This is a genomic window from uncultured Nostoc sp. (genome assembly GCF_964245445.1).
GTDB lineage: Bacteria > Cyanobacteriota > Cyanobacteriia > Cyanobacteriales > Nostocaceae > Nostoc.
In genome coordinates this window covers 1-11,308 of record NZ_CAXTNE010000258.1, presented here as the reverse complement: position 1 = coordinate 11,308, position 11,308 = coordinate 1, and the positions used below count along the sequence as shown (strand labels likewise).

Annotated in this window: 6 protein-coding genes and 2 pseudogenes; 6 read left to right on the top strand and 2 right to left on the bottom strand. The window is 41.0% G+C overall.

The genetic code is table 11. The annotated features are described in order from the left end of the window. Positions 1 to 101 precede the first annotated feature (101 nt). Positions 102 to 479: pseudogene (locus ACFE90_RS30275) on the bottom strand (O-methyltransferase); the annotation flags it as partial. A gap of 100 nt (positions 480 to 579) precedes the next feature. Further along, positions 580 to 1,608, bottom strand: coding sequence for a D-alanine--D-alanine ligase (locus tag ACFE90_RS30270; protein ID WP_375506054.1), 1,029 nt, complete (start codon positions 1,606 to 1,608; stop codon positions 580 to 582). Positions 1,609 to 2,214: 606 nt separating this feature from the next. On the opposite strand from ACFE90_RS30270, the gene fni reads away from it, so the two are divergent. The 6 genes and pseudogenes from fni to ACFE90_RS30240 all read left to right on the top strand — a co-directional run. Then, positions 2,215 to 3,264, top strand: a complete 1,050-nt coding sequence (gene fni / locus ACFE90_RS30265; RefSeq protein ID WP_375506053.1) for a type 2 isopentenyl-diphosphate Delta-isomerase — start codon at positions 2,215 to 2,217, stop codon at positions 3,262 to 3,264. 89 nt (positions 3,265 to 3,353) lie between these two features. Further along, positions 3,354 to 5,189 carry a signal peptide peptidase SppA gene (sppA, locus tag ACFE90_RS30260; RefSeq protein ID WP_375506052.1) on the top strand — a complete coding sequence of 612 codons (1,836 nt, stop codon included), beginning with the start codon at positions 3,354 to 3,356 and terminating at the stop codon, positions 5,187 to 5,189. Positions 5,190 to 5,382: 193 nt separating this feature from the next. Further along, positions 5,383 to 7,815: a dynamin family protein gene (locus ACFE90_RS30255; RefSeq protein WP_375506051.1), complete on the top strand. Its 2,433-nt coding sequence runs from the start codon at positions 5,383 to 5,385 to the stop codon at positions 7,813 to 7,815. A 692-nt stretch (positions 7,816 to 8,507) separates the two neighbouring features. Further along, entirely contained in the window at positions 8,508 to 9,818 is a 1,311-nt protein-coding gene (locus tag ACFE90_RS30250) for a calcium-binding protein (protein WP_375506050.1), read from the top strand. Positions 9,819 to 9,973: 155 nt separating this feature from the next. Then, positions 9,974 to 10,225, top strand: coding sequence for a hypothetical protein (locus tag ACFE90_RS30245; RefSeq protein WP_375506049.1), 252 nt, complete (start codon positions 9,974 to 9,976; stop codon positions 10,223 to 10,225). A gap of 448 nt (positions 10,226 to 10,673) precedes the next feature. Continuing rightward, positions 10,674 to 11,308: pseudogene (locus ACFE90_RS30240) on the top strand (hypothetical protein); the annotation flags it as partial.

Below are 11,308 nucleotides of genomic sequence, written 5' to 3'. Positions count from 1 at the left end.
GGGCAGGGGGAGGGAAAGTCGTTGTGATTCCAAAAATTGGATAATTTACTCAGATAATATTCTTCTTTCTCCCCCAGCAAGACAGCTAATAGCCCCTCTGCCTACACACCGATAGGATATTTTTTTAGTTGGAAGTCCCTTCTCGTCAACCCGTCTCGAATTGGCAGCAGCACTTGCTCAAACCGGGAATCATCTTTGACGATGCGATTGAAACAAGCGATCGCCTCCCCATTTTTGGCTTGCGCCTCTTGTGGTAAGTAAACTTGCCCCTGAAGCAACGTGTTGTCCACACAGATGAATCAGTTAAGAGCCAATAAATTGCCGTCTAGCAGTATTTGAAAGTAGTGTACATACTCAGTTTTTTCAGCATCAATGAACACCTTGTCAAATAACTCCTGTGCTGCTGCTAGCTTGTGGAGTGTTTCTAATGCTGGTTCCAATTCTAAACGAATTTTGCCACCGTGAGGGGCGATCGCAAAACGTCGAACATTCAACTAGCTCCCAAGGCGATTGTTGAAACTAAATGCTTATTAGCTTCTTCCAAGTTAGAAGAAAGCTAAAAACATGATTTGCCGGACATCAGATCGTGCCCAACGCTTGATTGATCATCGTCAGAAATAACTCATTTAAAGGAATTCCCGCTACGTTCGCCGTACAGGAAATCACTGCATTGTGGTCAAAAATGCAAAACAACCCGGCTTCTAAGAACCAAGGTTGTCCCTGTGGGTCGATCCGGAAGTCAAATAAACTATAATGGCGACAGCCCAAAGCCAAATGACACTTTTTAACTTCTTGCTGAACCTTTTGGGTGATCGGATCATTAATATCTACAATCCAACCTGGGACATAATTTTTAGCAGTTGAATACAAGTCGCCCTCGATGGGTATTTTGAATTTGTCAGTATAGCTGCGGATGGGTCTATTTTGGGGGTCTATCTGATACTCTTCAAGGGGTAAACCGATTAGCTCCCCATCTTTGACAATGGCGCCGCATCTGACTTCTCGACCGGCTTCAATGAATGTTTCTACGATCACCTCATCTGCAAATTCAAATGCTTTTTTTAGGGCAGCGTCATACTCACTCTTTTCTTTGACTAAGGACACCCCTAAAGAGTTGTCAGCATTTGCGGGTTTGATGACTGCTGGAGGTGTAATTGTCGGAACGTCTCCTTGGCGGAGCAGTTCTCCATTCGGCACTTTCACCCCTGCTGCTGCGACAATTGCTTTGGTTCTGGCTTTGTGAGCCGTCAATGCCATGACATCCGCAGTATTGCCTATGTAAGGGATCTTAAGCAGGTCGAATAGTGCCCGGTACTCAATCATTCCAGGGAGACAAAACATTTGTGGCAACATCAAGTCAATGTTTTGCGCTGTTATAAACTGTATGGCATCTGGTAGAGGCATCGGTTTGGCGACAGCAATATCTTCAACACTGAGAGAAGAAGGAAATCGCCACTGACCATCAGGTGTGATGTATGCAATCAAAAAGTCATAGAGTGATGGATTTGCCGTAGCTATAATACAGCTTTGGGCGTAATTGCGTGACAATTCACAATAAAAATCATTATATGCAGACCCAGCTAAATGAAGGATACGAAGTACTGGCATGATTTATCTTTCTAGATACTGTTATATTTTATATAACAACTGCGATTGTGAAAAATAGCTTGATGTGAGAAGATTTTGAAAACTGGATCGGAAACTCTAAAAAGAAGGGTGATAGATAAATCGCATCGCTATTTAAGTATATAAAAATACTTTAAACTGAATAATCCTCAGTCGTTACTGGAGTTTAGACTAGTCAGGAGTAGCTAAGGAATAAGTATTAAATATAGCAATCCGATTTGATTCCTGAATTACTCTTAGAGACTGGGGACTCTTTACTGGGAACTGGGGACTGGGAAGAAGGAATAAAGGTGTACTGAGTTTTTCTCACGCAATCAAATATGAGTCCTATAACATACAATTTATGTCCCTAGCTTACCTCACCCTCAATCCCTCTCCGATATGTTGGAGAGGGAAGCTAGATACAGGATGAAGTTTTGCATTTTATTTAATTCACGTTCCTAAGGCTTCTTTAGTTGATAACTACCGTTGTGTTACAGCATAAGTTGACTAATAGATAGCGAAAATAAATATTTTTGTTGTAAAAAGACGGTTGCAGACAATGTAACAATAGCGATCGCAAGCCAATACTTTAAATCATAGCCACCAGTGAACGCCCCTACCAACATCTCTGCACAAACTCAGAATCGCAAAGCCGATCACATTCGCATCTGCTTAGAGGAAGATGTTCAGTGCGATCAAATCACCAATGGACTGGAACGTTATCGCTTCACCCATTGTTGCTTACCCGAACTAAACCACAACGATATTGATATCAGTACAACTTTCCTGGGAAAAAACCTTAACGCACCCTTGTTAATTTCTTCCATGACTGGCGGAACAGAACAAGCCGCAATGATTAACCAACGTTTGGCACAAGTCGCGCAGCACTACAAAATTGCGATGGGTGTCGGTTCCCAGCGCGTAGCAGTAGAAAAACCCCGGGTAGCTGATACTTTTGCTGTCCGCAAGTATGCCCCCGATGTTCTGCTATTTGCGAACTTGGGCGCTGTGCAACTTAACTATAAGTACGGCTTAGATGAATGTTTGCGCGTAGTTGATATCCTAGAGGCTGATGCTCTGATTTTACACATTAACCCTCTACAAGAGTGCATTCAACCCAAAGGTGATACTAATTTTCGGGGTTTACTTGACAAGATATCTGAATTGTGCGGTAAACTGCCAGTGCCAGTAATTGCGAAGGAAGTTGGCAACGGCATTTCAGCAGCGATCGCCAACAAACTCATTGCCGCCGGGGTAGCAGCAATTGATGTGGCGGGTGCGGGAGGTACTTCTTGGGCAAAAGTAGAAAGTGAACGGGCAGAAAATCCCTTGCAACGTCGCTTAGGAAGGACGTTTGCCGATTGGGGTTTACCGACGGCAGAGTGTATTACAACTATTAGAGCGATCGCTCCAGATGTACCCTTAATTGCTTCGGGAGGTTTGCGTCATGGACTGGATGTTGCAGCAGCGATCGCCTTGGGAGCAGATATAGGTGGTTTAGCAATGCCTTTTTTGCAAGCAGCAGCAACATCAGAGACAGCAGTTGCCGAACTCGCTGAAGTGTTAATCGCCGAAATTACCACGGTACTATTCTGCACTGGCAACGCCACCTTATATCAGTTAAAGCACTCTGATAGTTTACAGCGCATAGAATAGTTAAACAGGTCATTAGTCATTTGTCCTTTGTCCTTTGTCATTTGTAAATGACCAATTCCTAATTCCCAATAACTAATAACTAATAACTAATGCGTAATTTTATCAAACAAACTTTTGCTAGTTTAATTGGCACCTTACTAGGACTAATTATTTTCGGTGGTTTGGGAACCACCGGACTGTTCTTGCTGATATTGGCTGCTATCTCTTCTAAAGATACTGGGCCAAATGTGAAAGATAAGTCAGTGTTGGTTTTTGACTTGTCGATGAAAATTACTGATAGCGAACCTAGTTCAGGCGAACTGTTTCAAAACACATTATCCGGTGTAGATGATGATAGGATGGCACTCCGCAAAGTTGTGGAAACTTTGGAAAAGGCGCGGCGCGATCCGCGAATTGTCGGGATCTATTTAGATGCAACAAGCACAAGCCAAGTTGGTAACGTCGGCTATGCCTCCCTAAAAGAAATTCGGAAAGCGCTAGAGGAGTTTCGCGCTGCGGGGAAAAAGATTGTTGCTTATGGCAGTGATTGGAGTAAAAAAGAATATTACCTTAGTTCAGTAGCAGATTCCATTGTACTGAATCCTTTGGGAATGATGGAAATCAACGGTTTGAGTTCACAACCGATGTTCTTAGCGGGTGCATTGCAGAAATATGGCATTGGTGTTCAAGTCGTGCGGGTGGGGAAATTTAAGGGGGCTGTAGAACCGTTTATCCTCAAAAAGTTGAGTCCAGAAAACCGCGAACAAACTCAAAAATTGTTGGATGATGTTTGGGGAGAGTGGCGTACTACTGTAGGCGCAAGTCGGAAAATTGAACCTAAGCAGTTGCAAGCGATCGCAGATAGTCAGGCACTACTCGAAGCCACACAAGCCAAAACTAGCGGTTTAGTTGATCAAGTTCAATACCCCGATGAAGTGGTAACTGATCTGAAAAAATTGACAGATAGCGATAAAGACGACAAAACATTCCGACAAATTAGCCTGAATAGCTATGCAGAAGTTTCTGGCAAATCTTTGGGTGTAGAACGTAGTTCAAAGAATGAAATTGCCGTTGTTTATGCTGAAGGTGAGATTGTCGATGGTAAAGGAGAAGATGGGCAAGTAGGAGGCGATCGCTTTGCCAAAATCTTCAAGAAAATTCGACAAGATAAGGATGTAAAAGCTGTTGTATTACGAATTAATAGTCCTGGTGGTAGCGCTACCGCAGCCGAAGTCATGCAGCGAGAGGTGAAATTAACTCGTCAAGCAAAGCCGGTTGTAGTGTCAATGGGTGATGTAGCCGCCTCTGGTGGTTATTGGATTGCTAGCGACTCTAACCGCATTTTTGCCGAACCGAATACTATTACAGGTTCAATAGGTGTATTTGGGCTGCTGTTCAATGGTGCAAAGCTAGCGAGTGATAACGGCATCACCTGGGATTCGGTAAAAACTGCAACCTATGCTGATAGTCAAACAGTTTCGCGTCCGAAATCGCCTCAAGAGTTGGCAATTTATCAACGTAGTGTGAACCGAATTTATGATATGTTTTTGAATAAAGTTTCTCAAGGTCGGAAACTCCCAGAACCAAAAGTAGCAGAAATTGCCCAAGGACGGGTTTGGTCTGGTGTAGCGGCCAAGGAAATTGGTTTGGTGGATGAAATTGGCGGGTTGAATAGTGCGATCGCATACGCTGCCAAGCAGGCGAAACTAGGAGAAGATTGGGAAGTGCAAGAATATCCTCGCACTAACAGTTTTGGAGAACGGTTTTTTGGACGAGCAACTCAAGAGGTGCGGACTGCTTTAGGAATTGAAGGGACGCAACTCAAACAATCCAATCCCCTCACCAATGAATTCCAAAAGTTGCAAGAGGAAATCGGAACTCTGCAAAAGATGAACGATCCACAAGGGGTTTACGCCCGTTTGCCTTTCAACTTGAAGATTGATTAACATCATCACCGGATCTATCCAACAATCACAACAACAATGCCCTTGCGATCGCAAGGGTATTGTCAAGACATAATCTTTGTGGGTTAGGTGATATCCAGCAGCCAAACCACATCAAATATCTCAGAAATCCTACTGAACCATCAAGACAATAAATGTAACTAACATATACATAAATATTGTCAGGATGCTAAATATGTCAGATTTACCGCTTCAGTGCAAAAATTTGAAAGAGCAGGTTGAATCTATATTACAACTTTTCCAGCAAGAACCAACTCTATGTTCCCAAGATATTACACCTGTACAAACTTCCCTAAATAAGGCGATTTCTCCAAAGTTTGAGATTGTGTTTGCGGGTGCGTTTAGTGCAGGTAAATCAATGCTTATAAATGCATTATTAGAAAGGGAATTACTATACAGTGCAGAGGGACACGCTACAGGTACAGAATGCAAAATAGAGTATGCAGAAGTAGATAAAGAACGTGTTGTTTTGACTTTTTTAAGTGAAGTAGAGATTCGGGAACAAGCAGTTTCTTTGTGTCAGCAACTAGGATTTAAGACAGTAGCTAATATCAACCAAGCTGATGTAATTAACTTGCTACGCCAAGGTTGTGAAGCGATTATTCAGCAGGAGGGTGGTGAGAATAAATCAGAACGTGCAAAACAGGCGAAGGCGTTAATGTTATTGCTAGAGGGATATATAGCAAACCGCGATCGCATCAACACGGTTAATAATGCTACATACTCAATGGAGCAATTTAACTTTTCCAATCTCAAAGAAGCGGCTGGATATGCCCGTCGTGGTAGTAATAGTGCAGTATTGAAGCGAATAGAATATTACTGTAATCATCCTTTGCTACAAGATGGTAATGTAATTATTGACACGCCGGGTATAGATGCACCAGTAGAGAAAGATGCACAACTAACTTATGCCAAAATTCAACATCCTGATACTTCGGCGGTGGTGTGTGTGCTAAAACCTGCTGCGGCGGGTGAGATGACAAAAGAAGAAACAGAACTTTTGGAACTAATGCGGGAAAATGGGGGAGTACGCGATCGCGTTTTCTATATCTTCAACCGCATCGATGAAACTTGGTATAATACTCAGCTACGGCAACGATTAGACGATTTAATTAGTGGGCAATTTCACAATTCAAACAAGGTTTATAAAACAAGTGGATTATTAGGATTTTATGGCAGTCAGATTAAACAGACAAGCCAACAAGATAGATTTGGTTTAGATTCTGTTTTTAGAGAAAGTATTAAAGGTTTAGATGGTAAAGAAGAAACACCACAATTTGTCTATGCCTTTAACAACTACTGTGTAAATTCAGGAAAGCTGTCTTCTAGTAAATTTCGTGTCTCTGTTAACGGCTTTGAAACCCCAAATCAAAATTATGTGCGGATTTTAGGAGATTGGGGAAATGAAATTATAGAACAGCTAATTAAAGATAGTGGTACTGAAGAATTTCGCACAGCAATAACTCGCTATCTTACCGAAGAAAAGCGTCCCCAATTATTTAAAAATCTTGCTGATGATTTGGAAGATGTTTGTATTAACCTAAAAAAACATTATCAGAGTGTGCAGCGTAATTTAGATAGTCAGCCCCAAGAAATTGAGACGATGAAGGCGCAAGAGTTACAACGCCTAAATCAGCAACTCCAGCAAATTGGTAGAGACTTTAATGAGCATATCACAGAAGAAGTTAACCAAATAATTAATAATTCTTGTGATGCTTTTGAAGCAGATTTTAAACAATTGCAATCAAGAATGATTCGCCGTTTAGATGAGTTGCTAGATACTTTTTCTGTAGCTTCTGCTTATCAACGTGCAACCATCAGCCATCCTCGCAACGCTACCGCACCTTTAATTGCTATTTTAGTAGAGGCATTTTATTACTTAGCAAATCAATTAGAAGATATTTTAGTTGAATCTTCTCAACAAGTAGTGGCAAATTATTTTCAGCGATTGATTGAAAAGATTCGCAAGTCAGAATATTATCGCCAGTTGTATCGTTTATTAGATAATGATGGTGGTATTGAACAAGAGATCAGAATTTTAGAAAAAGGAGTTGCTCAAGCATTATTTAGTGCAGCTAGTGTAGAGTGCGATCGCTTTGTGCGAGAAAGCCCCAGATTTTATGATGAAGGCACTTTTTCTATATATCAATTTCGCCAGACTTTATTACAAACTTCTCAAGGTTATGACGCTGAAAGTATTGTGGAAGCAGAACCAGCAATTAGGCAATTATTGAAGTTAGATTTTGAACCTAAAGTTTCCCATACTATTCGTAAATCTTTCCGTCAAACCATTAATCAAACACTCAAAACTCACTTATTACCAATGGCAGAGAAGCAAGCAGATGAAATTTTGCAGCAATACCCACAGGCGCGTGCTTATTTAGAGAAAACATTGGAACAAGAAGCTGAAGAAAAAATTGCGAATAATCGGCGATTATTGAGTGTTGTTGAACAAAAAATTGCAGCATATAATTCAGCAGCTTCTGGCATTAATACTTGCTTACAAGTAATGCAATTATCTGACAATATTTTGCCGATAATTGATGATTTTTTTGATGCTGTTGGGAAGTTTGCTAAGACTGAATTTTTGGTTTCAGATTTGGTGTAAGAGGTTTAATATTCATCTCAAATAATACAGATTAATTGAGATAATTGTAGCTTGTAGTGGGTGCTTTAGCGCTCACTATGTACAGCTTTGTGTAAAATAGAAAAATCTAAAAAATTGATAATGATATGGAAGATAAATTCAAACCAATAGAGTGTAATGATGGTGATATTTTGGACTAGAGGTTTAGTATAAACCTATCCCATTAATATAAAAGTATGGTAATCTGCTTTAGAGGATGTTTGAAAAGTCCTCTTCTCGGTAGCAAAACGTCCTAGATCCTCCTAAATCCCCTTAAAAAGGGGGACTTTTACTCCGGTTCCCCCCTTTTTAAGGGGGGTTAGGGGGGATCAATAAGTGCCTGAAATCACAGCCAACCACTTTTCAAATAACCTCTTAGACACCCTTTTTTTCATGTAATTACAGTCTCATCTTTTTTTGTACCTTGTTCAACCCGTCGAACTCCTAGAAAACTAGATTGTTTTTCTGGCGTTGCTGATTACAGTATGAAAACGATTGTGTATTGTGGTGAAAATCCTTGTAGAGACGTAAAATTTTACGTCTTTACATCCAAGTTCATACCTCGATTCAGCAACGCCGTTTTTCTTAAGGCATAACGAATCCCGTTCCTTAGAAGCTCACGTTAAATTAACTTAATTGTGCACTGAACCATAGTTTGGCAAGGAGTGATGGACATGCGACCTATTAAAGGTACCTTTGGTGACGACAATCTGATTGGAACTCCAGAAACTGATTCCATTTTCGGCGATTTAGGTAATGACACTCTCAATGGTCTTAGTGATGATGATGAGTTTGTCTTCAATAATGTAATTGATGTCCTCTTTTTTGACTTTTCACAGGATGTGTACGTCTATAGTAGTGATGGTTTTGACATCATTAAAAACTTCTATCTGGGTAAGGTTATCAGTATTGATCCTGTGAATCATAACTATAACCATGTAAATACAAGTAGAGTCTCAAGTACCATATCAACCGAGGTATTTAATCCAGGAAAAACCGAATCCATCTACGGCACTACAGGTTCTAACACAATCCAAGGGACCTCGGCAGACGAGATTATTTATGGCTTGGAAGGCAACGATGTACTGTATGGCAACGATGGTTACGATATGTTATATGGTGGTTCGGGCAATGACAGCCTTTACGGTGGTGCAAATGCTAACATACTGTACGGTGGTTTGGGCAATGATTATTTGAATAGCAAAGAAGGCAGCACTGGCAATGTACTGTATGGCGAGGAAGGCGATGACATCCTTGATAGCAGTGAGGGGTTTGATACCCTAATTGGTGGAACTGGCAACGACACTTATATTACTTTTAATCAATTGCGGCCTCAGGACAATCTAATCTATGATCCGTCAAGTATTCAAGTTAGCAATATAGAATACTTGAATGAAGGAACCGATACGGTTGAGTCTTCGTTCAGCTACAAATTGGGTGACAACCTAGAGAACTTGGTTCTCACAGGTAGCAGGGATATTAATGGCATAGGCAACGCCCTGGACAATCGAATTGAGGGGAATGCCGGTCACAACTTTTTAGTTGGTGGCGATGGCAATGACCACTTACTTGGCTATGAGGACTACGACATTTTAGTTGGTGCGGCTGGTAACGACACACTCGAAGGCGGTGCTGGTAACGACTTCTTAAATGGGGGTTCTGGTAGCGATATCCTCGAAGGCGGTGCTGGTAACAACACACTCACAGGCGATGCTGGTGCTGATACATTTGTCTTCAACTTCAGGTCTCAAGGCATTGACATTATCAAGGACTTCAGCTATATGCAGAGCGACAAAATTCAAATTTCCACAATTGGGTTTGGCGCTACTTCTACTAACCAGTTCAGTTACAACCGCACCACTGGTGCCTTGTCCTTCCAGGGAACCCAATTTGCTACTCTTGAGAACAAGCCTTTTTTTATACCCAGTTTCGATATTGAGCTTGTCTCTGAGGGTGTAACTTCTTCAATTAGCTTGCTCTTTTAATGCCTAACCAAACCCAAATTTTAGACACTACAGCGACTCCAAAAACAATTACCCCACTTAGAGAATTTCTAGGCGGGGTATTAATTGAGAATTACTAATTCGTAATTCGTAATTATTCAGTCACACGGTGGAGTTACTAATTTATTGGGGACGATATGTCAGGGGTAACTCAAAATTGTCAGCGTTGGTGTAGTAGGTTTGTGGTGGCAACTGTGTTAATTGCTTCTTTGCAAGATAGAGTTTTTGCCCAAATTACCCCGGATGGGAGCTTGCCTAATAACTCCACTGGCACAAAAAATGGTAACATCTTCAATATTACTGGAGGAACACAACCAAGAAGTAATTTGTTTTACAGCTTTGGAGAGTTTTCTGTTCTTAATAAGGGCGCTGCTTTAGAGGATGTTTGAAAAGTCCTCTTCTCGGTAGCAAAACGTTCTAGATCCTCCTAAATCCCCTTAAAAAGGGGAACTTTGATTCCAGTTCACCGTTTTTAAGGGGGGTTAGGGGGGATCAATAAGTGCCTGAAATCACAGCCAACCACTTTTCAAATAACCTCTTAGACACCCTTTTTTTCATGTAATTACAGTCTCATCTTTTTTTGTACCTTGTTCAACCCGTCGAACTCCTAGAAAACTAGATTGTTTTTCTGGCGTTGCTGATTACAGTATGAAAACGATTGTGTATTGTGGTGAAAATCCTTGTAGAGACGTAAAATTTTACGTCTTTACATCCAAGTTCATACCTCGATTCAGCAACGCCGTTTTTCTTAAGGCATAACGAATCCCGTTTCTTAGAAGCTCACGTTAAATTAACTTAATTCTGCACTGAACCATAGTTTGACAAGGAGTGATCGACATGGCATCTATTAACGGTACTGTTAATAACGACTATCTGACTGGAACTCCAGAAACTGATTTCATTTTTGGCGATTTAGGTGATGACACTCTCAATGGTCTTGGTGGTGATGATGAGTTTGTCTTCAACAATGTAATTGATGTGTTCCCTTTTTCTGATGACCTGTACGTATATAGTAGTGATGGTTGTGACATCATTAAAAACTTCTCTTCGGGTAAGATTATCAGCAGTGGTAAGATTATCAGTATTGACCCTGTGAATCACGACTCTAAGCATGTAAAGATAAATTATGATACTGGCTCCATAAGTGGGCTTGGCGCTACTTACACTAAAGAGTTCAGGTACGACCGCAACACTGGTGCCTTGTACTTGCAGGGAACCAAATTCGCCACTCTTGAGAAGAAGCCTAATTTCATACCCAGTCTCGATAGTGACCTTGTAAACACACATGTAAACACAAATAATGTAGACACAGGTGTAAAGATAAATAATGCTGCCTCCATAATTGGGTTAGGCGCTACTTCCACTAAAGAGTTGAGTTACAACCGCAACACTAGTGCCTTGTCCTTACAGGAAACCCAATTCGCCACTCTTGAGAACAAGTCTAATCTCATACCCAGTCTCGATATTGAGCT

Excerpts from the sequence above, each read along its gene's own strand:
- ACFE90_RS30270 (WP_375506054.1), bottom strand. The coding sequence starts at position 1,608 with ATGCCAGTACTTCGTATCCTTCATTTAGCTGGGTCTGCATATAATGAT.
- sppA (WP_375506052.1), top strand. The coding sequence starts at position 3,354 with ATGCGTAATTTTATCAAACAAACTTTTGCTAGTTTAATTGGCACCTTA.
- ACFE90_RS30255 (WP_375506051.1), top strand. The coding sequence starts at position 5,383 with ATGTCAGATTTACCGCTTCAGTGCAAAAATTTGAAAGAGCAGGTTGAA.
- ACFE90_RS30250 (WP_375506050.1), top strand. The coding sequence starts at position 8,508 with ATGCGACCTATTAAAGGTACCTTTGGTGACGACAATCTGATTGGAACT.
- ACFE90_RS30245 (WP_375506049.1), top strand. The coding sequence starts at position 9,974 with ATGTCAGGGGTAACTCAAAATTGTCAGCGTTGGTGTAGTAGGTTTGTG.